Here is a 26,235-nt window from a genome sequence, read left to right as displayed (position 1 = left end):
CCATCCTGCACAGCCGTCGACACGGCGTGGACCCGGCGTCCACGCCGTCGTCGACGGCTGAGCCGGTGTGGGCGCAGACGCCCGACGGATCGCTGCACCAGATCCAGGTCGGCGACATCGCGCTCGACGGCGGGGCGACCATCCCCGACGTCACCATGGCGTTTTCGCGGTGGGGCAAGCCCAACGCCGCGCGCGACAACGTCGTACTCGTCCTGCATGCACTGACCGCCGACACCTACATCACCGGGCCGGGCACCCCCGACCACCCGGCCCCCGGCTGGTGGGACGGCCTGATCGGCCCCGGCGCCGCCCTCGACACCGACGAATGGTGTGTCATCGCGGCCAATGTGCTCGGCGGCTGCAACGGGTCCACCGGACCGTCGTCGACCTCCCCCGACGGCAAGCCGTGGGGTTCGCGCTTCCCGCAGTTGACCGTCCTGGACCAGGTGCGCGCCGAAGCGGCCCTCCTCGACGAGCTGGGCGTCACGTCGCTCGCGGCAGCCGTCGGCGGATCGATGGGCGGGGCCCGCGCGCTCGAGTGGGCGATCACCTACCCCGACCGCACGCGGGCCGCACTGGTGCTCGCCGTCGGCGCCCGCGCCACCGCCGACCAGATCGGCACGCAGACCACCCAGATCGCCGCCATCAAGGCCGATCCGGCCTGGCAGGGCGGCGACTACCACGGCACCGGCGTGTCCCCGACCGTCGGCATGGGCGTGGCCCGGCGCATCGCGCACCTGACCTATCGCAACGAGCTCGAGCTCGACAACCGCTTCGCGAATTCCGCCCAGGGACAAGAGGATCCGCTGCACGGCGGTCGCTACGCGGTGCAGAGCTACCTCGACCACCAGGCCGACAAGATCATCGCCCGGTTCGACCCGGCGTCCTACGTCGCACTCACCGAGGTGCTCAACAACCACGACGTCGGCCGCGATCGCGGCGGGGTCGCCGCCGCGCTGGCCGCCTGTACGACGCCGGTCATCGTCGGCGGCATCGACTCGGACCGCCTGTACCCGCTGCGGCTACAGGAAGAGCTCGCGGCCGGACTCGGCAATTGCGTGGGCGGCCTGCGCGTCGTCGAATCCGTCTACGGGCACGACGCCTTCCTCATCGAGTTCGACGCCATGGCCGAGCTGTTGCGCCAGACCGTCGAGCTCGCGCGCCGCTGACCGAATCGCCGGTGTTCGCGGCTGTGCCCAGCACCTCGCGCAGACGGTCGGACACCGCGACGAGCGCTGCCGCCTCGTTGCCTCCCTCGACCGTGACGACCACCGGTGCACCACTGGCCGACCGCAGCCGATCCCACGCGTACGGAAGCACCGGGGCATGGATGCGGACTCCGCGGCAGACGATGTGGACCTGGGACTGCGGGTGATTCGACGCGCTGAACGCGACCTCGGATGCCGCGTCGGCGGTCCACCGGCCGGTCACCGCCACCTCTTCCAGGTACATGTCTGGAGTGTAGGACCGTCGTAGCGCTACCGGGTCCCCAGCGGGTCGATCGTGATCGCCATCCACAGCACGACCGCCGCCAGCGTCGCCATCGCCGCCACGTCGAACGGGCGGCTGCGCACCTGAAGCAGCCCCGCCCGGCGCGCCGGCAGGAAGGCCCGCAGCGCTGCACCCAGGGCGAGCGCGCCACTGAAGACGAAGGCGCCGCGGCGCCACCGGTCGACGAGTACCAAGATCCCCGCCACCAGCACGATGGCCAGCACGATGAAGTACGGGATCTGCATCATGTACCAGCGGCGAACCCGCGCGCGGCGCAGGTTCCGCGCGCGCTCGACGTTGGACGGAGCGACCATCAGGCTCCCTGTGCCGCCAACTGCGCCTCGGCGCGCTCGACGATGTTGACCAGCAGGAACGCGCGGGTCAACGGTCCGACGCCACCGGGGTTCGGCGACACCGCGCCGGCGACCTCCCACACGTCGGGGTGGACGTCGCCGACGAGCTTGCCGTCCGCGTCGCGGCTGACGCCCACGTCGACGACCGCGGCGCCCGGCGCGACCATGTCGGGGGTGATGAGGTGTCCGACGCCGGCGGCCGCGACGATGACGTCGGCTCGCTTGGTCTCGGCGGCGAGGTCCTTGGTGCCGGTGTGGCACAGGGTGACCGTGGCGTTCTCGCTGCGACGGGTCAGCAGGAGGCCGATCGGGCGGCCGATCGTGACGCCGCGGCCGATGACGGTGACCCGCGCGCCGTCGAGCGGGATGTCGTAGCGGCGCAGCAGGTGGATCACGCCGCGCGGCGTGCACGGCAGTGTCGACTCCTTGCCGAGTACCAGTCGCCCGAGGTTGATCGGGTGCAGACCGTCGGCGTCCTTGTCCGGGTCGACGCGCTCGAGGGCGGCGTTCTCGTCGAGGTGCTTGGGCAACGGCAGCTGCACGATGTAGCCGGTGCAGGCGGGGTCGGCGTTCAACTCGTCGATCGCCGCGTTGAGCTGTTCGGTCGTGGCGTCGGCGGGCAGGTCGCGCCGGATCGAGTTGACCCCGATCTTCGCGCAGTCGTTGTGCTTGCCCTTGACGTAGGAGTGCGATCCGGGGTCGTCGCCGACGAGGATCGTGCCCAAGCCGGGCTCGATGCCGGAGGCCTTGAGCTTGTCGACCCGTGCGGCCAGGTCGGTGAAGATCTCGTCGCGGGTGGCGATGCCATCGAGTCGTGTCGCTGTCACGGCTCTCATTCTTCCATGCCGCATTTTCGGCACTCCGGTTCGATACAGTGATCGCGACCTTGACCCCGTGACCCCGGAGAGGGCCGCAATGCCGCAACAACTTCCCCAGATCCGTCCGCTGCCCGGTGAGACCGTCTACTACGGCGCCGAATTCCACCCGAACCTGATCCTGCGCTACCTCTCCGAGGGCGTGCTGATCACCGATCGGCGGGTGGTTGTGCGACGGACGTCGACGATCTTCGGGCTCATCCCGCGCGGCTACGTCGAGGAGAGCATGCCAGTCGACCACATCTCGGACATGACCCTCGGCCGACGCACGACGACGTGGAAGATCATCGCCGGCTCGGTGGCCCTGGTGGCCGCGCTGTGGCTGCTGCTGTCGGCGGGCCTGGTGTACGGCGGCGGCTACTACGGCGGCGGCGAATCGGCCCTCGTCGCGCTCGCGATCATCGTGCTCCTCGTCTACGCGGTCTACCAGTTCCTCACCGCCAAGGCCGACGGCTTCGTGCTGCGCGGCACCGGCGCCGGAACCGTGGCCGCGACCGGCGGTTGGGGCGAGGACGAGATCGTCGGGAAGGCGAAGGACCTGTTGGTCATGCTCGTCTACGGCGCCAGCCGGATCCCCGACGCCGTGCGCGACCAGTTCGCCCCGCCCCCGCCGCCGGGTGACACCGGTCCGCGCGTCCAGGCTCGCCACGCCGCCGATCCCGGGGCTCGCTGACCGGCGTGTTCCGCATCCTGTTCGTCGAGCCGTGCATCCCGCCCAACACCGGTAACGCCATCCGGCTGGCCGCGAACACCGGCAGCGAACTGCACCTCGTCGAACCGCTGGGCTTCGAGATGAGCGATGCGCAGGTCAAGCGCGCCGGTCTGGACTACCACGAGATGGCGCACGTGACGGTGCACGCCGATCTCGACGCCGCCTGGCGGGCCCTGGCACCCGAGCGGGTCTTCGCGTTCACCGCCCACGCGTCGCGGTTCTACACCGATGTCGCCTACCAGCCGGGCGACGTGCTGATGTTCGGCCCCGAGCCGACGGGCCTGTCCGAGGAGATGCTCGCCGACCCGCACATCACCGACAAGCTGCGGATCCCGATGCTGCCCGACCGCCGCTCGCACAACCTCGCCAACTCGGCGACCCTGGCCGTCTACGAGGCGTGGCGCCAGCAGGGGTTCGACGGGGCGGTCTAGCACCAGTCGCGCGAGCGCGTGCCGATCCGCAGGTCGAGCCGCTGTAGCCGATCGGCGACGACGGTGACCGCGCCTTCGGCGTTCTGCACCTTGCCGCGGACCACCAGGGCCGACGCGGTGTGCGCCAACTCGCGGTACTTGCGCCACAACCCCACCGAGCAGACGACGTTGACCATGCCCGTCTCGTCCTCGAGGTTGATGAACGTGACCCCCGACGCCGTCGCGGGGCGCTGCCGGTGGGTCACCGCCCCGGCGACCAGCACGCGGGCCCCGTCGGCGACGCCCAGCAGCTGGTCGGCGGGCACCACCCCGAGTGCCTGCAGCCGGGGGCGCAGATACTGCGTCGGATAGCTCGTCGGGGTGATGCCGGTGGCCCACGCGTCCGACGCCGCCAATTCCACCCCGGACAGGCCGGGCAGTGTCGGCGGCGACGACCCCGAGGCCAGGGGCAGCTGGTCGCGGCGCCGGCGGGCCGCCTCCCCCGCCGCCCACAGCGCTTGCCGACGGCTCAGGCCGAAGGAGTCGAGCGCACCGGCACTGGCCAGTGCCTCCCACTGCGCCTGGGTGAGTTCGACACGGGTGGCCGCGTCGTCGAGGTCGGTGAACCGTCCGCCGTCGGCGCGCTCGTCGACGATCCGCTGCGCCACGTCGTCGCCGATGTTCCGCACCCCCGAAAGGCCAAGGCGCACGTGGGTTCCCGCCTCCTCCAACGTCGCATGCGGCAGTGAGGCGTTGAGGTCGGGGTGATGGACCGTCACACCGTGGCGTCGGGCGTCGGCGACCAGCGACTGCGGCGAGTAGAAGCCCATCGGCTGCGCCCGCAGCAGGGCGGCGCAGAAGGCGGCCGGGTGGTGCAGCTTGAACCACGCCGAATAGAACACCAGCGACGCGAAGCTCTGCGAATGACTCTCCGGGAAGCCGAAGTTGGCGAAGGCGGCCATCTTCTCGTAGACGCGCTGCGCGGTGTCCCCGGTGATGCCGTGCAGCTGTTCCATCCCGTCGAAGAAGCGCTGCCGCAGCGCGGCCATCTTCTCCGGCGAGCGCTTGGAGCCCATCGCCCGGCGCAGCTGGTCGGCCTCGGCGGCGCTGAACCCGGCGACGTCGACGGCCATCTGCATGAGCTGCTCCTGGAAGAGCGGGATGCCCAGGGTCCGCTCGAGGGACGGTTTGAGCGCGGGATGGTCGTACTGGACGTCTTCGAGCTCGTTGCGCCGACGGATGTAGGGGTGCACCGATCCACCCTGGATCGGGCCGGGGCGGATCAGCGCCACTTCGACGACCAGGTCGTAGAAGTCGCGGGGTTTGAGCCGCGGCAGCGTCGCCATCTGGGCGCGCGACTCGACCTGGAAGACCCCGATCGAATCGGCGCGGCACAGCATGTCGTAGACGGCGGTCTCGGTCATGTCGATCTGCGCCAGGTCGACGTGGATGCCCTTGTGCTCGCCGACCAGGTCGATCGCGTAGTGCAGCGCCGAGAGCATCCCCAGCCCGAGCAGGTCGAACTTCACCAGACCGATGGCCGCACAATCGTCCTTGTCCCACTGCAGCACGCTGCGGTTCTCCATCCGCGCCCACTCGGTGGGACAGACGTCGGCGATCGGCCGGTCGCAGATCACCATGCCGCCGGAGTGGATGCCCAGGTGCCGGGGCAGCCCCTTGATCTGGGCGGCCATCTCGGTGACGTCGTCGGGCGCCTCGTCGGGCATCCGACTCCACGCATCCTGCTGTCCGGTGGCGTAGCCGAGCGCCCGGGCGGTGTCGCGCACCGCCGAACGTCGACGGTAGGTGATGACGTTGGCGACCTGCGCGCTGTAGTCGCGGCCGTACTTGCCGTAGACGTACTGGATCGCCTCCTCACGACGGTCCGACTCGATGTCGACGTCGATGTCCGGTGGACCGTCGCGCTCGGGTGAGAGGAAGCGCTCGAAGAGCAGGTGGTTGGCGACCGGGTCGACCGAGGTGACGCCCAGCGCGAAGCAGACCGCCGAGTTGGCCGCGCTGCCGCGCCCCTGGCACAGGATGTCGTGGGTGCGGCAGAAGTGGACGATGTCGTGCACGACGAGGAAGTAGCCGGGGAACTCCAGCTCCTCGATGATCGCCAACTCGTGTTCGATCTGCCGGTACGCCGTCGGATGCTCGTCGGGCGGGCCGTAGCGGCGGCGTGCGCCGAGGTGGGTCAGCTCGCGCAGCCAGGTGGTCTCGGTGTGGCCGTCGGGAACGTCGAACGGCGGGAGCTGCGGGGCGATCAGCCCGAGCTCGAAGGCGCAGTCGGCGGCCAGGTCGACCGCGTTGGCCAGTGCATCGGGGTGCGCCGACACCAGCCGTGCCATCTCGTCGCCGCTGCGCAGGTGCGCTCCCCCGACGCCGGGCATCCACCCGTCGATGGTCTCGACGTCGGTGCGCGCCCGGATGGCGGCCATGGCGATCGCGAGCCGTCGACGATCCGGACCGGCGACGTGCGCACCGGTCGTCGCGACGATGGGCAGCCCCACTTCCGCGGCCAGGGCGGCCAGGGTCGCGTTGCGCTCATCGTCGTCGGGTTGCCCGGTGGAGGTGAGCTCGACGGCGACGTTGTCGTGCCCGAAGCGCTCGACCATCTCGGCCAGTGCCCGTCGGGCGGCGGCCGGACCACCACGGTCCAGTGCCCGACGCACGGCCCCTTTGCGGCACCCGGTGAGGATCAGCCACTGTCGGGCCGCGTCCGACAGTTCGCCGAGGTCGTAGCGCAGCAGCCCCTTCTCCCCGCCGCGCATGTGGGCCGCCGCCATCGCCCGGGACAGGCGGCGGTAGCCCTCCGGCCCGCGGGCGAGGACCAACAGGTGCTCGCCGGGAGGGTCGGGCACTCCGGTGCGCACCGCGTCGGGCGTGAGCGAGAGCTCGGCGCCGAACACCGTGGGGAGACCGAACTCGCGCGCCGCCTCGGCGAAGCGGACGACGCCGTAGAAGCCGTTGTGATCGGTGAGCGCGAGGGCCTTGAGGTCCAGGCGAACGGCTTCCTCGACCATCTGTTCCGGGGTCGACGCACCGTCGAGGAAGCTGAATGCGCTGTGCGCGTGCAGCTCGGCGAACGGGGTGGCCGAGCGGATAGATCGGACCGTCTCGTCGGCGAGATAGGCCTCCCGCTTGCGGGACCAGGCCGGGCCGTCGCCGCCGTCGGGAACGCCCTCGTCGTCGATGTGCTGGTCGTAGGGCGGGGCGAAGGCCTCACCCGGGCGCGGGCGCCCGGAGAGCACCCGTTCCATCTCCGCCCAGCTCGGCGGGCCGTTGTGCCACCCCATCGACCCAGTTTATCGAACATGTGTTCGCCTGGTGTGTCGACGGGGAAAGGACGCTACAGCTCGTTCGCCAGGTCCGAGCTGCCGACGTCGCGCAGCCACCTCTGCAACGGCGTCTGCGGTCGCACCGGGCCCGGATGGAAGGGCTGGATGCGTCGACGGACGGCCGGCCCCGGGGTGCTCCGATGGGATCGCCGTCTACTCACGCCTCCAGCGTAGACCCGCTATCGGCGATAGTTCCGGGGCAAACGGCGGCCACCGCCGGGCGGGAGCGGCTGCGGGTTGATGCGGCCCAGGCCACCGGGCGGGAGCGGTTGCGGGTTGATGCGCGCCCAGTCGCGGCGCGGGGGCCGCAGTCGCTTGTTCGCCATGATCGTTCTCCTTCGTCGGGATTGCCTTGCCCCTCCAGGGTCGACCCGGGATGCGCACCGGTCACGAGTAGCGCGCTACTCGACTTTGCCGATCGTCGCGACTAAACCCGACAGTTCGGGACATACCCGACACCGATTGGCTGTCGGGTATGTCCCGAAGTGTGGGGTTTGCGGGGTTTGCGGATCATCCGTGAGCACTCACTCGTAGACCCCCTCGACCCGCCACTTGCCGTCGGGGCCGAAGCGCAGCAGCAGTGCGCGCTCGTCGTCGAGGAGGACCTGGGCGCGCGCCACCATGTCGTCGCCGGAGAGCCCACACGGCCACGGGCCGGCCCACCAGCGCACCGACCAGCGGTGCCGTCCGCTGGCCACCACCACCGGATCGCCGCTGAACGCCCCGCGCGCGGTCACCTCCACCGGACTCCCCTCGTCGTCGCACACCGAGACCGGGGCGTCGACGAGGATCGCCGGCGTCGGCTCGGGCAGCCGTGAGGGCCACGGCGCGCTCACCGGTCGAGCCGGCACCGCCGATTCACCGGCGGGGACCAGGGTGATCTGCTCGACCGGTCCACGACCACCACTGCGGACCGGGACCATCACCGCATCGGCCCCCAACAGCCCCTGCACCCGCACCAGCGCCCGGCGAACACGGTCGGCGCGCGGGCCGTCCGTCGCCGACGCCCCCGACTCGGACAGCTCGTACTGCAGCCCCTCCCCGGCGGACACCTCGACCGGCTCGAGGGTCAGCTCCACGACCGGCGAGTCCGGCCCCGCCCCCGCGCCGGTGGCCCCTTCGGTCAGCCAGCCCTCGAGCTGCCAGCGCACCCGGTCGGCGGTCGTCTCCGGGGTCAGCGGCAGCGCACAGCACCAGATGCGCGAATTCTCCTGTCCCCGCTCCGTCCGCGCATGCACCGCCAGCCGCGTGCACGACACCGTGGCCGCGGTGAGCTTCTCGTGCAGCTCGACGGACAGGCGACGCGCCAGGAAGGCGGCGGCGTCGATGCGCGTCACCGGCGGGTCGCAGGAGTGCACGACGGTCAGCTCCGGTCGCGACACGGCGGCCGACGGGGTGCGGCCGGGACGGCCCGAGGCCTGTCGGTGCGCGACGACCGCCTCGGCGTCGAACCTGCTGCCCACATCGGCCGCGGGCAGTGCGGCGAAAGCCCCCAGCGTGCGCAACCCCAGCCGCCACAGCAGGTCGGCCAACTCGGTGCGGTCCCCGCCCAGTGCGGGTTCGACGGCCAGCTCCCGGATCGGCAGCGGACTCAGGAACTCCGCATCGCCGCCCGGCGGGACGAACAGTTCGCGGCGGGCCGCCAGCACCGCGGTGAACATCTGGTCGGCGACCCCGACCTGCACCTCGGCACCGACGTCGGCCACGGACTCGACCACCGCCGCGGCCAGGTTCTCCTCGGAGCCGAAATAGCGCAGCCCCGATGCCGGCGCCGCCACCAGGCCGGGCCGCAGCACCTCCGTCCACGGCAGCACCTCGGTCACCGCCGTGACGACGGGGGCGAACAGCCGGCCGTCGCGGTCGGGGTCGTCGGCGACGACGACCAACTCGGGGCAGTTCGACTGCGCCTGCCGTTTGCGCATACCGCGCCGGATACCCATCCGCCGTGCCGGCGCCGAACAGGCGATCACCCGGTTGGCCTGCAGCACCGCGATCGGCACGTCGGGCGGCAGGTCCCGTTCGGCGGCGGCCGCGACGGCCGGCCAGTCCGGTGCCCACAGGGCCAGGATCCGGCGGCCCATCAGCCGACCCGCCCCACCCGGGCGGCCCCCGTGACGAGTCGGGCGCTGCGCGGTGGGCGGCTGCGCGACCGCAACGACACCGCCAGGTCCCACCCGTTGATCCGGCCATAGCCGCACCGGGCCTCGACCGCGCCGGGGACACCGCGGCGGTAACCGCTCACCCGGGCCGACAGATGCGCGGCGGCACCCGGCCACCGCCCGTCGACGACCAGCAGCACCGACGAGTTGCGGCGCGCCCGGGCGGCGAGCACCTTGGCCCGCGACGGCGGCACCGACGCCCCGCGCAGGTTCACCACCACCAGGTCCATCCCGTCGAGCAGGATCGTCGCGATCTGCAGCGGATCGGCCCCCGGGTCGGCGACCAGTGCCACCCGCGACAGGTCCGCCCCCATCTCCGCAGCGGCGAGCATGCTCAACCGCCCCAGTCCGACGACGGCGACCTGGGCGCCCTCGGCGCTGCTCGCCGCGATCATCGCCAACAGCAGCGACCCGGCCCCCGACGCCGACACCACGCTCCCGCGGGCCAATCCGCCGTGCGGAAACAGTTCGGCGAGGGTGGCGGGCACTGCCAGGACGTCCGGGACCAGACCGTCTTCCCCCGGTCCGGTGCCCGAATCCACCCGCTGCGCCGCAGTGCCCGCACTCGCCCCAACCCTGGCCATCGCCTGGCGCAGTTGCGCGACCGTGGGGCCGACCTCCGCCGTTGCCGCCGCCTCGCCCATCGCTCTCCCCGACCGTGAATCACCCGCGCCACAGCGCGCGTTTCCGCTTGCGAAGCCGGTCGGGAAGAGTGCCGGGCTTCATCGAACATTTATTCGATAGGAAAGACTGTAGACCGCCGCCCCGACAAAGCGCAAGAGTTGCTGTCTGTGCAGGTCAGAGCGCTAGAAGAGCGTGGGTTCGACCATCGTCGCAGGTCGCGGCGCCGGCGACGGCACGACGCCCTGTTCGACCGGCCGCACCGGCCCGGACTGCCCCACCAGACCGTGGCGCGCGACCAGCGGCCGCAGGCGCTGCGCGAGCCGTGCGGAGTACTCGTTCGACACGTACGCACCCCGTCCGTACAGCGCCCGATAGCGCCTGAGCAGCGCCGGATGTTCGTCGGCCAGCCACTGCAGGAACCACCCCCGCGTCGAGCCGCGCAGGTGCATCGGGATCGCCGAGACACTCACCGCCCCGGCTGCGGCGACCTCGGCGAGGAGCACATCGAGCTGCGCCGTCGAATCCGTCAGATACGGCACGACCGGAGCCACCATCACATGCGGGGCGAACCCCGCCTCGGCCAGGGCGCGGATCACGTCGAGCCGGGCCCGCGGTGACGGCGCGCCGGGGTCGAGCTGCGCCGCCAACTCCGCGTCGACCATGGCCAGCGACACCGACAGGGAAACGTCGACGACGTCGGCGGCCTGCCGCAGCAGCGGGACGTCGCGCTGGAGCAACGTGCCCTTGGTCAGGATCGAGAACGGGGTGCCCGAGGAGGCCAGCGCGGCAATGATCGGCGGCATCAACCGGTAGCGACCCTCGGCCCGCTGATACGGGTCGGTGTTGGTGCCCAGTCCCACCACCTCGCGGGACCACGATCGTCGCCGCAACTCTTTGCGCAGCACTGCCGCGGCGTTGAGCTTCACGACGATCTGACGGTTGAAGTCGTCCCCCGCGTCGAAGTCGAGGTACTCGTGCGTCGGCCGCGCGAAACAGTACCGGCAGGCATGGGTGCAACCGCGAAACGTGTTGACGCTGAACCGGAACGGCATGCCCGACGACACCGGCACCGGGTTGAGCAGCGATCGGCACAGGACCTCGTGGAAGGTGATGCCGGCGAACTCCGGCGTGGTCACCGACCGCACCAGATCCGCCCGCCCCAGTCCGGGCAGCCCGCCGTCGTCGACCTCGATCGCCTGTTCCGCCCACCGCATGTCGGTATACGAACATATGTTCTATTCGGAGTCAAGGAAGCGCACCCGTCGGAGACCGCATTCGAATCACCCCGAATACAAGGTCGACCCCTGGCGACATCGTCGGATTGTATGGGCGACGCACCCCACCGACCCCGCACGAAGGACCTCCCATGACCACGCGCCAGCTCCACCTCGGCGGCTTCCTCATCGCCTCCCCCGTCACGCATTCGCACGCCGCATGGCGGCACCCCGGATCGGAGACCGACTACTTCGGCCCCGATCACTACCACCGCGTCGCCCGCATCCTGGAACGCGGCACGTTCGACTTTGCCTTCTTCGCCGACCTGCTCGCCGCCCCCGTCCGCTTCGGCGGGGACCAGTCCGAGCCCTTCCGGCGCGGCACCCAGGCCGCCGCCACGATCGACCCGAGTCTGGTCGCGGCGAGCATCGGTGCGGTCACCTCGAAGCTCGGGATCGCGGTCACCAAGTCGACGACGTACTTCCACCCGTACGAGGTCGCGCGCGTCTTCGGCTCCCTCGACCACCTCACCCGCGGCCGGATCGCCTGGAACATCGTCACCTCGCTCTCGCAGGCCGAGGCGCAGAACTTCGGCTTCGACGAGCACGTCGAGCACGACCGCCGCTATGAGTTGGCCGAGGAGTTCGTGAGCACCGCGGTCAAGCTGTGGTCGAGCTGGGACGTCGACGCGGTCACCGCCGACAAGGAGTCCGGCGTGTGGGCCGACCCGTCGAAGATCCACACCATCGACCACGACGGCACCCACTACCGCTCGCGCGGCCCGCTCAACCAGCCGCGGTCGCCGCAGCACCGACCGGTCCTGATCCAGGCCGGCTCGTCGGACACCGGCAAGAACTTCGCCGCGCGCTGGGCCGAGGCGATCTTCGAGATCGATCCGACGCCCGAGGGGCGCCGCGCCTACTACGACGACGTCAAGTCGCGGGCGTCGAATTTCGGCCGCAACCCCGACCACGTGAAGATCTTTCCGTCGTTCATCCCGTTCATCGGCGAGACCGAGTCGATCGCGCGGGAGAAGCAGGCCTTCCACAACGAGTTGGCCGACCCGATCTCCGGACTCATCACCCTGTCGGTGCACACCGACCACGACTTCTCGCAGTACGACCTGGACGCGCCGGTCGGAGACATCACCGTGAGCGGCACGCAGGGCCTGTTCGACGTCGCCCGGCGGCTGTCGCAGCGCGACGAGCTCACCCTGCGCGACATCGGCAAGCTGTATGCGCAGGGCGTACTGCTGCCGCAGTTCGTCGGCACCGCCGCCGACGTCGCCGACCAGATCGAGGAGTCCTTCCGCGGCGGGGAGGCCGACGGGTTCATCGTGTCCAGCGCCCAGTCGCCCGGCACCTTCAACGACTTCGTCGACTACGTCGTGCCCGAGCTGCGCCGACGAGGCCTCTTCCGTACCGAATACCGGGGCTCGACCCTGCGCGAGCACCTCGGGCTGGGCGATCCGGGCGAGGACCTGCCCGCCGATATCCGCGGCGAGGCGCAGCGGCTGAGCGCCTGACGGCCTACCGTCGGGGGTATGACCAAGCACATCCTCGTCATCAACCCGAACACCAACACCGGCACGACCGACACCATGACCGCGTTGGCCAATCAACAGCTGACGGGATCGGACCTGACGGCGGTCGGCGCGACCGCAGCCGAAGGACCGAGCGTGATCGTCGATCCGACCGCGCTGGCGGCCAGCGTGCCGCAGGTCGTCGACGCCGCCAAGAAGGCGGTGAACGACCAGACGGCCGGCATCATGGTGGCCGCGATCGGTGATCCGGGGGTGGACGAGCTGCGCAAGGTCTACGACTTCCCGATCATCGGGATCGGCGGTGCCGCGGTGCTGGCGGCCGGCGCGAGCGGCCAGCCGTTCGGCATGGTGACCACCACCAAGGAGCTGGGTCCGTCGCTGGAGGCCCTGGTGAAGGCCAACCAGACGGCGCCGTTCACCGGGCTCCGGTTCACCGACGCGACCGCCGAGGAGGTCGCCGCCGACCCGAAGCTGGCGATCACCACGCTGTCCGCGGCGATCGACGAGTGCGTGAAGGACGGGGCGGCGTCGGTGATCATCGGCGGTGGCCCGCTCAGCGCTGCCGCCGACGAGATCGCGAAGACGTCCACCGTGGGCATCGTCCAGCCCGTGCCCAGCGCCGCCGCCTACCTGGTGAAGGCCATCGGATAACCCCTCCGGGCCAGATTGTGCTTTATATACAGTAGACTGGCGCGATGCAGCGCGGCGGCCCGACACCCTGGTTCGCCATCGCCGCGCTCTGCAACGCGGGTGTCGTCGTCGCCCTCATGCAGACGATCATCATCCCGCTCATCCCGGGGCTGCCGGGTCGCCTGGACGCCGATCCCGCCGACACCGCATGGGCCCTGACCATCACCCTGCTGGTCGGCGCCGTCGTCACCCCGATCTCCGGCCGCCTCGGCGACATGTACGGCAAGCGCCGCATCCTGCTGCTCAGCCTGCTGTTCGTCGCCATCGGCTCGGGGATCTGCGCGCTCTCCCCGACCCTCCTGCCGTTCCTCGTCGGCCGCGGGTTGCAGGGCCTGGGGTTGGGCACGATCCCCTTGGGCATCAGCATCATGCGCGACATCGTCCCGTCCGCGCGCCTGTCGTCGGCCATCGGCGCGATGAGCGGGTCGTTGGGCGTCGGCAGTGCACTCGGGCTGCCGTTCGCCGCGTCCATCGCCCAGCTGCTCGACTGGCACATGCTGTTCGCCGTCTCGGCGGCCGTGGCACTGCTCGCGATGGTCGGTGTGGCCGCCACGGTCGGCGAACCGACGCCCCCGCCCGGCGGCCGCTTCGACTTCCCCGGTGCCCTCGGACTGCTGATCTTGCTCACGTGTCTGCTGCTGCCGCTGTCGCGCATCGGCACCTGGGGTCCGACCGGCCCGGCGACCATCGGCCTGCTCGCGCTCGCGATCGTGAGCGCTGCGATCTGGGCCCGGTTCGAGCTCCGCCTCGACGCACCCCTGATCGACCTGCGCGTCCTCGCCCGACGCCCGGTGATCCTGACCAACTTCGCGTCGGTCGCCATCGGGTTCGGCTTCTACACGATGCAGATGATCCCGATCCAGCTGCTCATGACTCCGACGCGGCTGCGCGCCGGGATGGGTTTCGACATGCTCGTCGCGAGCCTCATCCTCACCCCCGCCGGGCTGCTGATGTTCCTCAGCTCCCCGGTGTGCTCGCGCCTGTGCCGCCTCTACGGACCGCGCGTCGCGCTCGCGATCGGCGCCGCGACCCTCGGTGTGTCCTTCGTCGTGCTGCTCGCGTCGGTGGGCGGTGCGCTGCCGCTGAACTGGGTCACCATCGCGGTCGCCGGAGCCTTTTCCGGCGCAGGCCTCGGCATCGCGTATGCCGCCATGCCCGCGCAGATCATGCGGGCGGTCGACGTCGAGCAAACCGCCGAGGCGAACGGGGTGAACACCCTCGCCCGCGCGATCGGCACGTCGCTCTCGACCGCCGTGGTCGGGATGATCCTTACCTCCTCGATCCACCCCGTCGCCGACGTGCCGGCGAGTGCGACCATCCCCACCACACCGGGCTACGTCGCGTCCATGCTGATCTCGCTCGCCGTGTGCGGATCGGCCGTGGTGATGGCCCTTGCGATTCCACGTCTGACCAGCGCGGCTTCGTAAATTCGGCTAACCGAAGTTATTCTGTTGCCATGTCGAAACCAGTGGCGTGGGGTGCTGCGCTCGTCGCAGCGGCGATCCTGCTCGCCGCGTGCGCCGCACCGACCCGCCCGACTGGCAAACCCATCGTCGTCGCCACCTTCACCGTGATCGCCGACATCGCGGCCAACGTCGCCGGCGACCGGCTGCACGTCGAGTCGATCACCAAGGCGGGCGCCGAGATCCACGGCTACGAGCCCACCCCCGGCGACATCCGACGCGCGGCCGGTGCCGCGCTGGTCGTCAACAACGGTCTCGGGGTGGACGCGTGGTTCGACCGGTTCACCGCCGATCTGCACGCCCCGCGCGTCACCCTGTCCGACGGGGTGGCGCCGGTCCCCATCTCGTCGGGCGCCTACGCGGGCAAACCGAACCCGCACGCGTGGATGAGCCCGCGCGCCGCCGAGGTCTACGTCGACAACCTCCGACGCGCGTACACCGCGATCGATCCCGCCGGCGCCGACCAGTACCGCGCGAATGCGGACTCCTACAAGGCCCGGTTGCGCGCCGTCCGCGACGAGCTGGCCGCCGACCTGCGCACCGTCCCCGCCGACAAGCGCGCGCTCGTGACGTGCGAGGGGGCGTTCTCCTACCTGACCCGCGACACCGGTCTCGGCGAGAAGTACATCTGGCCGGTCAACGCCGAACAGCAGGCGACACCCCGGCAGATGGCCTCGGCCATCGACTTCGTGCGCGACCGCGCGATCCCCGCGGTGTTCTGCGAGTCGACCGTCTCGAACAAGCCCATGCGGCAGATCGCCAAGGCGTCGGGCGCCCGCCTCGCGGGCACCCTCTACGTCGACTCCCTGTCCACGGCCGATGGTCCGGTACCGACCTACCTCGACCTGATCCGCCACGACGCCCGCACGATCGCCGCGGGCCTGACCGGGAGCGCGGCCCGATGACCCCGATGGACGACCGCCAAGCCCTCGACGTGCGCTCGGCGACCGTGCGCTACGGCGAGGTCCTGGCCCTCGACGACGTCAGCCTCGAGGTCCCCCGGGCCACCGTGTGCGCCCTCATCGGAGTCAACGGCTCGGGCAAGTCGACGCTGTTCAAGACGATCATGGGGATGGTGACCCCCGACGCGGGCCGCGTGGCGATCGACGGCATGCCGCCGACGGCCGCCCGCCGTGCCGGGATCGTCAGCTATGTCCCGCAGTCCGAGGACATCGACTGGACCTTCCCACTGTCGGTGCGCGAGGTCGTGATGACGGGTCGTTACGGCGGGATGGGGTTCATGCGGCGCGCCAAGCGGGCCGACCGCGACGCCGTCGACGAGGCACTGGCACGGGTGCAACTCGACGACCTGCAGGACCGGCAGATCGGCAACCTGTCCGGCGGCCAGCGCAAGCGCGCCTTCGTCGCCCGCGCCATCGCCCAGAACGCGTCGGTGATGCTCCTGGACGAGCCGTTCGCCGGCGTCGACCAGCGGTCGGAGGCGGCGATCACCGCGCTGCTGCGCGAGGAGGCGCAGCGCGGCGCCACGATCCTCATCTCCACCCACGACCTGCAGTCGGTTCCACAACTCGCCGACCAGGCGGTGCTGCTCCAGCGCCGCGTCCTCGCGCAGGGCACACCCGCCGAGGTCGTGACGCCGGAGAACCTCGCGCGGGCGTTCGGCCTCGACCCGGGCGAGCAGGAGGCCTCGTGATCGACTTCCTCGTCGAACCGTTCCGCTTCGGGTTCATGACCAACGCGATGGCCGCGACGCTGATCGCATCGGTCGTGTGTGCGCTGCTGTCGTGCTGGCTGGTGCTCACCGGATGGTCGCTGATGGGCGACGCGGTGTCGCACGCCGTGCTGCCCGGCGTCGTGCTGGCCTACATCGTCGGCGCCCCGTTCGCACTGGGCGCGGTGGTGTTCGGCCTGCTGGCGGTCGCACTGATCGGCGCGGTCCGCGATCGCAGCCGCGTCAAGGAGGACGCCGCGATCGGCATCGTGTTCACGACGTTGTTCGCGCTGGGCCTGGTACTCGTGTCGATCACCCCGAGTCAGGTCGATTTGAACCACATCGTCTTCGGCAACCTGCTCGGCGTCTCCGCCGCGGACCTGATCCAGATCGCCGTGCTCGGTGCGATCGTCGCCACCGTGCTCATCGTCAAGCGACGCGACTTCACGCTGTTCGCCTTCGACCCGTCGCACGCGTTCGCGATCGGCCTGAGCCCGCGCCTGATCGGCGCGACGATGCTCGGCCTGCTCGCCCTGACCGCGGTCACCGCCCTGCAAGTCGTCGGCGTCGTGCTGGTCGTGGCGATGCTCATCATCCCGGGGGCGACGGCCTACCTGCTCACCGACCGATTCCGCCTCATGTTGGTCATCGCACCGGCCGCCGCGGCCGCCTGCGGGATCATCGGGCTGTACATCTCCTTCTACGCCAACACCTCCCTCGGCGGCATGGTCGTGCTCACCCAGGGCGTGTTCTTCTTCGCCGTCTACCTCTTCGCGCCCACGCGCGGGGTCATCACCGGACGGCTGCGATCACGGGCCTGACCAGGCGCCCTATACTCACCGCGTGACGTCTCCGCTATCGACTCCGGGCCCGGATTACCTTGTGGCGGGCCGGTATCGGTTGCACTCGCGGATCAGCGACGGCGGCATGAGTTCGGTCTGGCTCGGCAAGGATCAGCTCCTGGGCCGCGACGTGGCGGTCAAGCAGGTCATCTCCCTCGAAGGCATGCCCGAGGCCGACGCCGAGGCGGTCCGCGGCAAGGCCCTGCACGAGGGGCGCGTCGCCTCCAAGCTGGCCCACCGGCACGCGATCGCCGTCTACGACGTGATCCTCGACCGCGGCACCCCGTGGCTGGTGATGGAGTACATGCCGTCGCGCAACGTCGCGCAGATCCTGCACGTCACCGAGCACCTGGACCCGATCGACGCCGCACAGATCGGCGCGCAGGTCGCCTCCGCGGCGGCCGACGCGCACGAGGCCGGAGTCATCCACCGCGACATCAAGCCCGGCAACATCCTCATCGCCAACACCGGGCGCGACGCCGGGCTGGTCAAGCTCACCGACTTCGGCATCGCCCAGTTCAAGGACGAGGACGACGACGGCGATCTGATCTCCGGCACGCCCGCCTACTTCGCGCCCGAGGTCGCGCGCGGCGCGGCGCCGAGCGAGGCGTCGGACGTCTACAGCCTGGGGTCGACGATCTACACGATGGTCGAAGGGGTGCCGCCGTTCGGCATGAGCGAGGACGTGGGCGCCCTGCTCGACAGCGTGGCCCGCGCGCGGATCCGCCCGCCCGAGCAGGCCGGCCCGCTGCACGACGTGCTGCTCTCGATGCTCACCCCGAGCCCGGCCAAGCGCCCGACGATGGCGCAGGTCCGCGACGAGCTCGCCGTGATCGCGGCACGGGCCACGCGCTCGACCCCCGAGCACGTCTTGACCGGCCGGATCAGCCGCCCCGACGGCGCGCCGCCGGTCTGGGCTCTGGCCACTCCGACCGCCCCGCGCATGCGCACCGGCGCGTTCCCGCGGTCGTACGTACCCGCACCGGCTCCGTCGGCCGTCGCGCCCGCGACCGCACCGCGCCGCGCACCCGCACCCGCACCCGCCACAACGGGCGTGGCCGCGTCGACGTCGAACGAGCGCCGGTGGCTGATCATCGCCGGCGTGGTGGCGCTGATCGCCGTGCTGGTGATCGTGCTCGCCGTGGCTCTCTAGCCGATATTCGACTCAGCGCAGCGGGCGCAGTGCCTGGTCCAGGGCCAGCATCTCGTCGAACTGGGCCTGCAGCACCGCGGCCTGCTGCTCATTCGGCACGAAACGACCCTCGTCGTCGACCTGCTTCTGCGGGAAGTTGATCTCGACGTTCCCCTTGGTCATCACCATGCCGAGCCCGGTGACGACGGGACGCAGCGCGACCTGGGCGCGCGTGCCGGCGGAGTTGCCGCCCCAGTTCACGAATCCGACCGGCTTGCGGTTCCACTCGGCGCTGAGATAGTCCAGCGCGTTCTTGATGGCCGGCGCGTAGCTGTAGTTGTACTCGGGGAAGACGAACAGGAAGGCGTCGGCCGCCTCGGCCCGCTTGCTCCACTCCACGGTGTGCGCCTTGGTGTACTGGTGCAGTCGCGGGTGGTTCGGCTCGTCCATGAAGGGCAGGTCGATCTCGGCGAGGTCGGCGAAGTCGACGTCGAAGCGGCCGTCCTCATCGGCGGCCCGGCGGGCCCATTCGGCGATGGGCAGGCCGATCCGGCCTTCCCGGACGCTGCCGACGACGATCATGAGTGTGGGCATGGGTGTTCCCTCGTTCGGTGTGGTTTCGGTGGGGTCGGGTGGGGACTTACTCCCACTCGATGGTCCCCGGCGGCTTGCTGGTGACGTCCAGCACGACGCGGTTGACGTCCTCGACCTCGTTGGTGATGCGGGTGGAGATGGTCTCGAGCACCTCGTAGGGCACGCGTGTCCAGTCTGCGGTCATGGCGTCCTCGCTCGACACCGGGCGCAGCACGATCGGGTGGCCGTAGGTGCGGCCGTCGCCCTGGACGCCCACCGAACGGACGTCGGCGAGCAGCACCACCGGGCACTGCCAGATCTGGCCGTCGAGTCCGGCCGCGGACAGTTCCTCGCGGGCGATCAGGTCGGCCTTGCGCAGCAGGTCGAGGCGTTCCTTGGTGACCTCGCCGACGATGCGGATGGCCAGTCCCGGACCGGGGAACGGCTGTCGGCCGACGATCTCCTCGGGCAGACCCAGCTCACGACCGACCGCACGGACCTCGTCCTTGAACAGCAGGCGCAGCGGCTCGACGAGCGTGAACTCGAGGTCCTCGGGGAGCCCGCCGACGTTGTGGTGGCTCTTGATGTTGGCGGTGCCGCTACCGCCGCCGGATTCGACGACGTCCGGGTACAGGGTCCCCTGGACCAGGAAGTCGACCTTCTTGCCCGCCGCGGCCTGATCGCCCAAGACCTCGCTCACCGCTCCCTCGAAGGAGCGGATGAACTCACGGCCGATGATCTTGCGCTTGGCCTCCGGGTCGGAGACACCGGCCAGGTCGGCGAGGAACTTCTCCTCCGCGTCGACGGTCACCAGCCGCGCACCGGTCGCCGCGACGAAATCGGTCTGCACCTGCTCGCGCTCCCCGGCCCGCAGGAGCCCATGATCGACGAAGACACAGGTCAACCGGTCGCCGATGGCGCGCTGCACCAGTGCCGCGGCAACCGCGGAGTCGACGCCGCCGGACAGGGCGCAGATGGCCAGCCCGTCATCGCCGACCTGCGCGCGGACGTCGTTGATCAGCGACTCGGCGATGTTGGCCGCGGTCCACGTCGGCTCCAGGCCGGCGATCTCGTACAGGAAGCGGGTCAGGATCTCCTGGCCGTGCGGGGTGTGCAGCACCTCGGGGTGGTACTGGACGCCGGCCATCTTGCGCTCGACGCACTCGAAGGCGGCCACCGGTGCGCCGGGCGTCGACGCGGTGACGGTGAAGCCGGCGGGAGGCTGCTGCACGGCGTCATTGTGGCTCATCCACACCGGTTGGCTCTCGCTCAGCCCGTGGTGCAGGACACCGCCGCCGTCGGCGATCTCCATCATCGTGCGGCCGAACTCGCGCCCGCCGGTGTTGGCGACGGTGCCGCCGAGCAGATCGGTCATCTTCTGGAAGCCGTAGCAGATGCCGAAGACCGGGATGTCGAGCTCGAGGAGCTGCGGGTCGATCGTCGGGGCACCGTCGGCGTAGACCGAGGCCGGGCCGCCCGAGAGCACCAGCGCCGCCGGGTTCTTCGCCCGGAACTCCTCGATCGGGGCGTCGTGTGCGATCACCTCGGAGTAGATGCGCGCCTCACGCACGCGCCGCGCGATCAGCTGCGCGTACTGGGCGCCGAAGTCGACGACAAGGACGGGGCGGGGGTTGCCGTTGGAAGTCTGGGGCACGACGTCGAGTCTAGTGGTCGCCCTCAGGCACCGTTGACCGCCACCATCCTCGCCAACCGCTGGGAACGGGTCGATTCTGAGCCTCGGGCGTGATTGTCACATCGCCCGGTCGGCATCGTGCAGATCTCAGCAGGAATCCACCGCGGCGCGCACCAACGCCACGAAGGCGTCTTCGTCCAGGACGTCGCCCTCGTGGATGTCGATGGCGCGGCGGGTGCCGGCGGTGAGGCTCGCGTTGAAGACGTGGGCCGGGTCCGGCAACGACGCCCCCTTGGCGAAGGTGAGCTTGACCTTGTCCTTATAGGTCTCCATCGTGCAGACCAGGCCCGAGGCGCTGAAGGTGGGTACGCCGTCGGGGTTGGACGGCTTGCGCCATTTCACCTCTTCGACGATTTCCGGCGACGCACCCAGGATGAGACCGCGAATCCGGTCGGCGAGCTCGGCGCGCCAATCGGCGCTCATCCGGCGGCCTTCTGCGGCCTCTTGGCGGTGGCCCGCTTCGGGGTGATCGGCAGCCGCAGGGCACCGGGCGCATCGGCGGGCACGACCGGCGACACCGGCGCGATCGGGTCGATGCGGCGGTACGGCTTCCCCTGCTCGGGACGCTGGTCCTTCTCCCCCTTGTTCGGCCACAGGGCGGCGGCGCGCTCGGCCTGTGCACTGATCGACAGCGACGGGTTCACACCGAGGTTCGCGGTGATCGAGGCGCCGTCGACCACGTAGAGCGACGGGTAGTTCCACACCCGGTGGTACGGATCGATGACACCGCTCGTCGGATCGTCGGAGATGACGCAGCCGCCCAGGTAATGCGCGGTCAGCGGGATGTTGAAGATGTCGCCCCAGGTGCCGCCCGCCAGGCCGCCGGGCAGGTGGGCGGCCATCCGCCGGGTGGCCTCGTTGCCCGCCGGGATCCACGTCGGATTCGGCTCGCCGTGCCCCTGTCGGCTGGTCACGTACTTGAGCGGGCCGCGCTTGCGGACGAAGGTGGTCAGCGAGTTGTCCGAGGACTGCATGACCAGGGCGATCACCGTCTTCTGGCTCCACTGGCGCGGGACCAGCAGGCGCAGCAGGTACCACGGGTGGGTCAGCAGCACGCGCAGCATCTGGCCGAAGCGGTACCGCCGCGTTCCACCGTCGGTGAGGATCGTCTGCAGGTAGGCCATCGCGTTGGAGCCCTTGCCGTAGCGGACCGGCTCGATGTGGGTGGACTCGTCGGGGTGGAAGGACGAGGTGATCGCGACGCCCTCGGAGAAGTCGCTGTCGGGATCGACCTTCTTGCCCATCGCCCCGAGGATCGACTCGGAGTTGGTGCGGGTGAGCACGCCCATCGCGTCGGAGATCTCCGGCAGGGTCGACCCCTTGGCCGCGTGCATCAGCTTCTGCGTGTTGAACGTGCCGGCGGCCATGATGACGTTGTCGGCGGTGAAGGTGCGGCGCCGTGCACCCAACGGCCCCCACGACGACGAACCGTGCGTCGACACCTCCCACGTGCCGTCGGGCCGCTGCACGAGACCGTCGACGGTGGTCCGCTCGATGACCTGGGCACCGGCCGATTCGGCCAAGCCCAGGTAGTTCTTCACCAGGGTGTTCTTGGCGCCGACGCGGCAGCCGGTCATGCACGAGCCACACTCGGTGCAGGCGGTGCGCGTCGGTCCGGCGCCGCCGAAGTACGGGTCGGGAACGGTTTCGCCCGGGGTCCCCCGCCCACCGGTCTTCTCCCCGAAGAAGACGCCGACGGGGGTGCTGACGAAGGTGTCGCCCACGCCCATCTCCTCGGCGACCTCCTTCATCACCCGGTCGGAGTTGGTGAAGGTGGGGTTGGTGACGACGCCGAGCATGCGACTGGCCTGGTCGTAGAACGGGCTGAGCTCGGACTCCCAGTCGGTGATGTGCGCCCACTGACGGTCGTTGAAGAACGGCGACGGCGGCTTGTAGAGCGTGTTCGCGTAGTTGAGCGATCCGCCGCCCACCCCGGCGCCGGCCAGGATCATCACGTCCTTGAGCAGGTGGATGCGCTGCACGCCGAGCAGACCGAGCTTGGGCGCCCAGACGAACTTGCGCAGCCGCCAACTGGTCTTGGCGTGTTGTTCGTCGGTGAAGCGGCGACCGGCCTCGATCACCCCGACGCGGTACCCCTTCTCGGTCAGGCGCAGCGCACTGACGCTGCCGCCGAAGCCGGAACCGATGATGAGCACGTCAAAGTGGCTGTCTTGTGGGCTGCGAGACATAGGCCGATCATAGACCCGACGTGACATTGGTCGTTGTCATACCCGCGAGCCCGATCGAACGGCTATGCGCGCAGCGACAACCCGACCTTCTGGAACTCCTTGAGGTCGCTATAGCCGGCCTTGGCCATCGACCGTCGCAGCGCGCCGACGAGGTTGAGCTCGCCGAACGGGTCGTCGGACGGCCCGTTGAGGATCTGCTCCATGGTCGGCCGGTCCTCGGGTGTCGAGATCTGCAGCATCGCCCCGCGCGGGGTGTCCGGGTGTGCCGCCGGCGGCGTCCAGTACCACCCGCCGCCGGGCGCGCTGGCCGCCGAGGCGAGCGGGGTGCCCAGCACGGCCGCGTCGGCCCCGCAGGCGATCGCCTTGGCCAGGTCGCCGGAGGTGTTGATGTCACCGTCGGCGAGGACGTGGACGTAGCGCCCGCCGGTCTCGTCGAGGTAGTCCCGGCGCGCCGCGGCGGCGTCGGCGATGGCGGTGGCCATGGGCACCCCGATGCCGAGCACGTCGTTGGTCGTGGTCGACCCCTCGGTGGCGCCGTAACCGACGATCACGCCGGCGGCCCCGGTGCGCATCAGGTGCAGCGCGGTGCGGTGGTCGTGCACGCCACCGGCGATGACCGGGATGTCCAGGTCGGCGATGAAGGTCTTGAGGTTGAGCGGGTCGCCCCCGCCCTCGGCGACGTGCTCGGCCGAGATGATCGTGCCGTGCACGACGAGCAGCTCGACACCGGCCTTGATGAGACTCGGCGTGAGCTCGGCGGCGTGCTGCGGGCTCACCCGGACCGCGGTGGTCACCCCCGCGTCGCGGATGCGCGAGACGGCCTCGGCGAGCAGACCGGTGTCGATCTTCGCGGCGTGCAGCTGCTGCAGGTACCGCACCGCCGCACGCGGCTCGGGGTCGTTCTCGGCGACATCGCGCAAAGCGGCGATCTTGGCGTCGGCGTCGCGGTGGCGCGCCCACAAGCCCTCACCGTTGAGGACGCCCAGGCCGCCGAGGCGCCCCAGCTCGATGACGGTGTCCGGCGACATGAGCGCATCGGTCGGGTGCGAGAGGATCGGTGCGCCGAAGCGGTAGGCGTCGATCTGCCACTCGGTCGACACGTCCTTGGACGAGCGGGTCCGTCGCGACGGCACGATGCTGATGTCTTCCAGCTCGTACGTCCGACGGGCGGTCCTGCCCATCCCGAATTCCACGAGGTCACGCACGACGATTGAACCTTCCGGTCAGCGGGAGTAGTAGTTGGGGGCCTCGGCCGTGAGCGTCACGTCGTGCGGGTGGGACTCCTTGAGCCCGGCCGCGGTGATCTGCACGAACTGTGCGTGCTGCAGGTCGGCGATCGACGCCGCCCCGGTGTAGCCCATGGCCGCGCGCAGGCCGCCGACCAGCTGGTGGATGACCTCGCCGAGCGGGCCGCGGAACGGCACGCGACCCTCGATGCCCTCGGGGACCAGCTTCTCCTCGGACAGCACGTCGTCCTGGAAGTAGCGGTCCTTGGAGTAGGACTTGCCCTGCCCACGACCCTGCATCGCACCGAGCGACCCCATGCCGCGGTAGCTCTTGAACTGCTTGCCGTTGACCAGGATCAGCTCGCCGGGCGACTCGGCGGTGCCGGCGAGCAGCGAGCCGAGCATCGCGGTCGACGCACCGGCGGCCAACGCCTTGGCGATGTCGCCGGAGTACTGCAGGCCGCCGTCGGCGACGACGGGGATGCCCGAGGCGCGGCAGGCGGCGACGGCCTCCATGATCGCGGTGATCTGCGGGGCGCCCACACCGGCGACGACGCGGGTCGTGCAGATCGAGCCCGGGCCGACGCCGACCTTGACCGCGTCGACCCCGGCCTCGACGAGGGCGAGCGCACCCGTGCGGGTGGCGACGTTGCCGCCGATGAGCTGCACGCGGTCGCCGACCTCGGCCTTGAGCTTGCCGATCATGTCGAGCACGCCGCGCGAGTGTCCGTGGGCGCTGTCGACGACCATGACGTCCACACCCGCGTCGGCGAGTGCCATCGCGCGCTCCCACGCCTCGTCGCCGGCGCCGACGGCGGCACCGACCAGCAGGCGACCGTCGGCGTCCTTGGTGGCCAGCGGATGCTGCTCGGTCTTGACGAAGTCCTTGACGGTGATGAGTCCGGTGAGCTTGCCGGCACCGTCGACGATCGGCAGCTTCTCGATCTTGTGGCGGCGCAGCAGGTTGAGCGCGGCGTCAGCGGAGACGCCCTCCTGCGCGGTGATCAGCGGCGCGGGGGTCATCACGTCGGCGACCGGTCGCTTCTGGTCGACCTCGAAGCGCATGTCGCGGTTGGTGATGATGCCGACGAGCTCGCCCTTCTCGTCGACGACGGGCAGGCCGGAGATCCGGTAGCGCGCACACATCGCGTCGACCTCGGCGAGCGTGTGCGCCGGGCTGCAGGTGACCGGATCGGTGACCATGCCGGCCTCCGAGCGCTTCACGGTCTCGACCTGGGAGGCCTGCGCCTCGATCGACAGGTTCCGGTGCAACACGCCCATGCCGCCGGCGCGGGCCATCGCGATCGCCATCCGCGCCTCGGTCACGGTGTCCATCGCCGACGACACGAGCGGCACGCGCAGCGAGATGCTCTTGGTCAGTCGGGAGGAGGTGTCCACCTCGGAGGGGATGACGTCGGACGCGGCCGGCAAGAGCAGCACGTCGTCGAAGGTCAACCCGAGCATCGCCACCTTGTCAGGATCGTCGCCACCGGTCCGCACATTCGCCATTGCCCCATCCTAGCCGCGCCGCTGATCGGCTACGGTGGGGGCGTGGCCAACCACTACCCTCCCGGCCTGCCGCCGGACCCGTTCGCGGATGACCCCACCGACCCCGCCGGCGTACTCGACGCCGAGGAGCCGGGGATCCCGCTGGACGTCGCGGAGCGACTGGCCGTCGAAGAGGACCTGGCCGACCTGGCCGTCTACGAATCGCTGTTGTCGCCCGAGGGTGTGCGCGGCCTCGTCGTGCTGTGCGACGACTGCAACGAAGACCACTACCACGACTGGGACATGCTGCGCGCGAACCTGCAGCAGCTGCTGGCCGACGGCACCGTCCGCCCGCACGAGCCCGCCGTGGACCCCCGCCCCGAGGACTACGTCACCTGGGACTACTGCCGCGGCTACGCCGACGGGCAGGCGCGGCACGGCCGCCGTCGCTGACGGACGGCCGCCACCGGCTGCGGGTCAGTTCGGCAGGACCGAGATCGGCGGCCGCGGCCGCGGACGCACGGCCGGCGGAACCGGCTGCGGT

The 26,235-nt window shown here is 70.6% G+C and carries 25 protein-coding genes; 11 read left to right on the top strand and 14 right to left on the bottom strand.

Annotated elements, in window-relative coordinates:
- Positions 1 to 26: 26 nt before the first annotated feature.
- A complete protein-coding gene (gene metX / locus QM634_RS02470; RefSeq protein ID WP_415041230.1) occupies positions 27 to 1,169 on the top strand; it encodes a homoserine O-acetyltransferase MetX in 1,143 nt (380 codons plus the stop codon).
- Positions 1,170 to 1,478: 309 nt separating this feature from the next.
- On the opposite strand, the gene QM634_RS02465 is transcribed toward metX, so the two are convergent.
- Positions 1,479 to 1,805 (bottom strand): DUF3017 domain-containing protein, encoded by a 327-nt coding sequence (locus QM634_RS02465; protein WP_415041187.1) that lies wholly within the window; start codon positions 1,803 to 1,805, stop codon positions 1,479 to 1,481.
- Complete coding sequence (locus QM634_RS02460; RefSeq protein ID WP_415041186.1) at positions 1,805 to 2,671, bottom strand: bifunctional methylenetetrahydrofolate dehydrogenase/methenyltetrahydrofolate cyclohydrolase; 867 nt, start codon at positions 2,669 to 2,671, stop codon at positions 1,805 to 1,807. The genes QM634_RS02465 and QM634_RS02460 overlap by 1 nt, the downstream gene beginning before the upstream one ends.
- Positions 2,672 to 2,759: 88 nt before the next feature.
- On the opposite strand from QM634_RS02460, the gene QM634_RS02455 reads away from it, so the two are divergent.
- Together QM634_RS02455 and QM634_RS02450 are read left to right on the top strand one after the other, a co-directional pair.
- On the top strand, positions 2,760 to 3,392 hold the full coding sequence (locus QM634_RS02455) for a hypothetical protein (protein WP_415041185.1): 633 nt from the start codon (positions 2,760 to 2,762) through the stop codon (positions 3,390 to 3,392).
- A 5-nt stretch (positions 3,393 to 3,397) separates the two neighbouring features.
- Positions 3,398 to 3,862: a tRNA (cytidine(34)-2'-O)-methyltransferase gene (locus tag QM634_RS02450; RefSeq protein WP_415041184.1), complete on the top strand. Its 465-nt coding sequence runs from the start codon at positions 3,398 to 3,400 to the stop codon at positions 3,860 to 3,862.
- On the opposite strand, the gene QM634_RS02445 is transcribed toward QM634_RS02450, so the two are convergent.
- The 6 genes from QM634_RS02445 to QM634_RS02420 all read right to left on the bottom strand — a co-directional run bounded on the left by QM634_RS02445 (position 3,859) and on the right by QM634_RS02420 (position 11,179).
- Positions 3,859 to 7,140 (bottom strand): error-prone DNA polymerase, encoded by a 3,282-nt coding sequence (locus tag QM634_RS02445; RefSeq protein WP_415041183.1) that lies wholly within the window; start codon positions 7,138 to 7,140, stop codon positions 3,859 to 3,861. The genes QM634_RS02450 and QM634_RS02445 overlap by 4 nt on opposite strands.
- Before the next feature lie 53 nt (positions 7,141 to 7,193).
- On the bottom strand, positions 7,194 to 7,343 hold the full coding sequence (locus tag QM634_RS02440) for a hypothetical protein (protein ID WP_415041182.1): 150 nt from the start codon (positions 7,341 to 7,343) through the stop codon (positions 7,194 to 7,196).
- Positions 7,344 to 7,361: 18 nt separating this feature from the next.
- Positions 7,362 to 7,508 carry a hypothetical protein gene (locus tag QM634_RS02435; protein WP_415041181.1) on the bottom strand — a complete coding sequence of 49 codons (147 nt, stop codon included), beginning with the start codon at positions 7,506 to 7,508 and terminating at the stop codon, positions 7,362 to 7,364.
- Positions 7,509 to 7,706: 198 nt separating this feature from the next.
- On the bottom strand, positions 7,707 to 9,263 hold the full coding sequence (locus QM634_RS02430) for a DNA polymerase Y family protein (RefSeq protein ID WP_415041180.1): 1,557 nt from the start codon (positions 9,261 to 9,263) through the stop codon (positions 7,707 to 7,709).
- Positions 9,263 to 9,985 (bottom strand): hypothetical protein, encoded by a 723-nt coding sequence (locus QM634_RS02425; protein ID WP_415041179.1) that lies wholly within the window; start codon positions 9,983 to 9,985, stop codon positions 9,263 to 9,265. The genes QM634_RS02430 and QM634_RS02425 overlap by 1 nt, the downstream gene beginning before the upstream one ends.
- A gap of 162 nt (positions 9,986 to 10,147) precedes the next feature.
- Positions 10,148 to 11,179 (bottom strand): Rv2578c family radical SAM protein, encoded by a 1,032-nt coding sequence (locus QM634_RS02420; protein WP_415041178.1) that lies wholly within the window; start codon positions 11,177 to 11,179, stop codon positions 10,148 to 10,150.
- A 152-nt stretch (positions 11,180 to 11,331) separates the two neighbouring features.
- Here QM634_RS02420 and QM634_RS02415 point away from each other — a divergent pair, with 152 nt between their 5' ends.
- The 7 genes from QM634_RS02415 (at position 11,332) to QM634_RS02385 (ending at position 18,543) form a co-directional block, all read left to right on the top strand.
- Entirely contained in the window at positions 11,332 to 12,705 is a 1,374-nt protein-coding gene (locus tag QM634_RS02415; protein ID WP_415041177.1) for an LLM class flavin-dependent oxidoreductase, read from the top strand.
- Between the two features lie 18 nt (positions 12,706 to 12,723).
- The gene (locus tag QM634_RS02410) at positions 12,724 to 13,374 is read left to right on the top strand and encodes an aspartate/glutamate racemase family protein (RefSeq protein WP_415041176.1); all 651 of its coding nucleotides are present in this window, start codon (positions 12,724 to 12,726) and stop codon (positions 13,372 to 13,374) included.
- 44 nt (positions 13,375 to 13,418) lie between these two features.
- Positions 13,419 to 14,840: an MFS transporter gene (locus QM634_RS02405; RefSeq protein WP_415041175.1), complete on the top strand. Its 1,422-nt coding sequence runs from the start codon at positions 13,419 to 13,421 to the stop codon at positions 14,838 to 14,840.
- A 29-nt stretch (positions 14,841 to 14,869) separates the two neighbouring features.
- Positions 14,870 to 15,781: a metal ABC transporter substrate-binding protein gene (locus QM634_RS02400; RefSeq protein WP_415041174.1), complete on the top strand. Its 912-nt coding sequence runs from the start codon at positions 14,870 to 14,872 to the stop codon at positions 15,779 to 15,781.
- A 5-nt stretch (positions 15,782 to 15,786) separates the two neighbouring features.
- Positions 15,787 to 16,530, top strand: coding sequence for a metal ABC transporter ATP-binding protein (locus QM634_RS02395; protein ID WP_415041229.1), 744 nt, complete (start codon positions 15,787 to 15,789; stop codon positions 16,528 to 16,530).
- A gap of 35 nt (positions 16,531 to 16,565) precedes the next feature.
- Entirely contained in the window at positions 16,566 to 17,369 is an 804-nt protein-coding gene (locus QM634_RS02390) for a metal ABC transporter permease (RefSeq protein ID WP_415041228.1), read from the top strand.
- Positions 17,370 to 17,475: 106 nt separating this feature from the next.
- A complete protein-coding gene (locus QM634_RS02385; RefSeq protein ID WP_415041173.1) occupies positions 17,476 to 18,543 on the top strand; it encodes a serine/threonine-protein kinase in 1,068 nt (355 codons plus the stop codon).
- A 12-nt stretch (positions 18,544 to 18,555) separates the two neighbouring features.
- Here QM634_RS02385 and QM634_RS02380 read toward each other — a convergent pair whose 3' ends face one another.
- The 6 genes from QM634_RS02380 to guaB all read right to left on the bottom strand — a co-directional run bounded on the left by QM634_RS02380 (position 18,556) and on the right by guaB (position 25,712).
- Positions 18,556 to 19,116, bottom strand: a complete 561-nt coding sequence (locus QM634_RS02380) for an NADPH-dependent FMN reductase (protein ID WP_415041172.1) — start codon at positions 19,114 to 19,116, stop codon at positions 18,556 to 18,558.
- A 46-nt stretch (positions 19,117 to 19,162) separates the two neighbouring features.
- Positions 19,163 to 20,749: a glutamine-hydrolyzing GMP synthase gene (gene guaA, locus QM634_RS02375; RefSeq protein WP_415041171.1), complete on the bottom strand. Its 1,587-nt coding sequence runs from the start codon at positions 20,747 to 20,749 to the stop codon at positions 19,163 to 19,165.
- 126 nt (positions 20,750 to 20,875) lie between these two features.
- The gene (locus tag QM634_RS02370) at positions 20,876 to 21,211 is read right to left on the bottom strand and encodes a DUF1801 domain-containing protein (protein ID WP_415041170.1); all 336 of its coding nucleotides are present in this window, start codon (positions 21,209 to 21,211) and stop codon (positions 20,876 to 20,878) included.
- Positions 21,208 to 22,977, bottom strand: a complete 1,770-nt coding sequence (locus tag QM634_RS02365) for a GMC family oxidoreductase N-terminal domain-containing protein (RefSeq protein ID WP_415041169.1) — start codon at positions 22,975 to 22,977, stop codon at positions 21,208 to 21,210. Before QM634_RS02365 ends, QM634_RS02370 begins: the two co-directional genes overlap by 4 nt.
- 62 nt (positions 22,978 to 23,039) lie before the next feature.
- Positions 23,040 to 24,182 carry a GuaB3 family IMP dehydrogenase-related protein gene (locus QM634_RS02360; RefSeq protein ID WP_415041168.1) on the bottom strand — a complete coding sequence of 381 codons (1,143 nt, stop codon included), beginning with the start codon at positions 24,180 to 24,182 and terminating at the stop codon, positions 23,040 to 23,042.
- Between the two features lie 18 nt (positions 24,183 to 24,200).
- Entirely contained in the window at positions 24,201 to 25,712 is a 1,512-nt protein-coding gene (gene guaB / locus QM634_RS02355; protein WP_415041167.1) for an IMP dehydrogenase, read from the bottom strand.
- 42 nt (positions 25,713 to 25,754) lie between these two features.
- Here guaB and QM634_RS02350 point away from each other — a divergent pair, with 42 nt between their 5' ends.
- Positions 25,755 to 26,144: a DUF5319 domain-containing protein gene (locus QM634_RS02350; RefSeq protein ID WP_415041166.1), complete on the top strand. Its 390-nt coding sequence runs from the start codon at positions 25,755 to 25,757 to the stop codon at positions 26,142 to 26,144.
- Positions 26,145 to 26,235 lie beyond the last annotated feature (91 nt).

The sequence above is a fragment of the Gordonia sp. (in: high G+C Gram-positive bacteria) genome (genome assembly GCF_047606305.1).
Taxonomy (GTDB): domain Bacteria; phylum Actinomycetota; class Actinomycetes; order Mycobacteriales; family Mycobacteriaceae; genus Gordonia.
This window is presented reverse-complemented; position numbering and strand designations above follow the sequence as displayed.

What these genes read in the sequence shown, in the direction of transcription:
- QM634_RS02465 (WP_415041187.1), bottom strand. Translation starts at nt 1,805, where the DNA reads ATGGTCGCTCCGTCCAACGTCGAGCGCGCGCGGAACCTGCGCCGCGCG.
- QM634_RS02455 (WP_415041185.1), top strand. Translation starts at nt 2,760, where the DNA reads ATGCCGCAACAACTTCCCCAGATCCGTCCGCTGCCCGGTGAGACCGTC.
- QM634_RS02445 (WP_415041183.1), bottom strand. Translation starts at nt 7,140, where the DNA reads ATGGGGTGGCACAACGGCCCGCCGAGCTGGGCGGAGATGGAACGGGTG.
- QM634_RS02435 (WP_415041181.1), bottom strand. Translation starts at nt 7,508, where the DNA reads ATGGCGAACAAGCGACTGCGGCCCCCGCGCCGCGACTGGGCGCGCATC.
- QM634_RS02430 (WP_415041180.1), bottom strand. Translation starts at nt 9,263, where the DNA reads ATGGGCCGCCGGATCCTGGCCCTGTGGGCACCGGACTGGCCGGCCGTC.
- QM634_RS02425 (WP_415041179.1), bottom strand. Translation starts at nt 9,985, where the DNA reads ATGGGCGAGGCGGCGGCAACGGCGGAGGTCGGCCCCACGGTCGCGCAA.
- QM634_RS02420 (WP_415041178.1), bottom strand. Translation starts at nt 11,179, where the DNA reads ATGCGGTGGGCGGAACAGGCGATCGAGGTCGACGACGGCGGGCTGCCC.
- QM634_RS02415 (WP_415041177.1), top strand. Translation starts at nt 11,332, where the DNA reads ATGACCACGCGCCAGCTCCACCTCGGCGGCTTCCTCATCGCCTCCCCC.
- QM634_RS02410 (WP_415041176.1), top strand. Translation starts at nt 12,724, where the DNA reads ATGACCAAGCACATCCTCGTCATCAACCCGAACACCAACACCGGCACG.
- QM634_RS02405 (WP_415041175.1), top strand. Translation starts at nt 13,419, where the DNA reads ATGCAGCGCGGCGGCCCGACACCCTGGTTCGCCATCGCCGCGCTCTGC.
- QM634_RS02400 (WP_415041174.1), top strand. Translation starts at nt 14,870, where the DNA reads ATGTCGAAACCAGTGGCGTGGGGTGCTGCGCTCGTCGCAGCGGCGATC.
- QM634_RS02395 (WP_415041229.1), top strand. Translation starts at nt 15,787, where the DNA reads ATGGACGACCGCCAAGCCCTCGACGTGCGCTCGGCGACCGTGCGCTAC.
- QM634_RS02390 (WP_415041228.1), top strand. Translation starts at nt 16,566, where the DNA reads ATGACCAACGCGATGGCCGCGACGCTGATCGCATCGGTCGTGTGTGCG.
- QM634_RS02385 (WP_415041173.1), top strand. Translation starts at nt 17,476, where the DNA reads ATGAGTTCGGTCTGGCTCGGCAAGGATCAGCTCCTGGGCCGCGACGTG.
- QM634_RS02380 (WP_415041172.1), bottom strand. Translation starts at nt 19,116, where the DNA reads ATGCCCACACTCATGATCGTCGTCGGCAGCGTCCGGGAAGGCCGGATC.
- QM634_RS02370 (WP_415041170.1), bottom strand. Translation starts at nt 21,211, where the DNA reads ATGAGCGCCGATTGGCGCGCCGAGCTCGCCGACCGGATTCGCGGTCTC.
- QM634_RS02365 (WP_415041169.1), bottom strand. Translation starts at nt 22,977, where the DNA reads ATGTCTCGCAGCCCACAAGACAGCCACTTTGACGTGCTCATCATCGGT.
- guaB (WP_415041167.1), bottom strand. Translation starts at nt 25,712, where the DNA reads ATGGCGAATGTGCGGACCGGTGGCGACGATCCTGACAAGGTGGCGATG.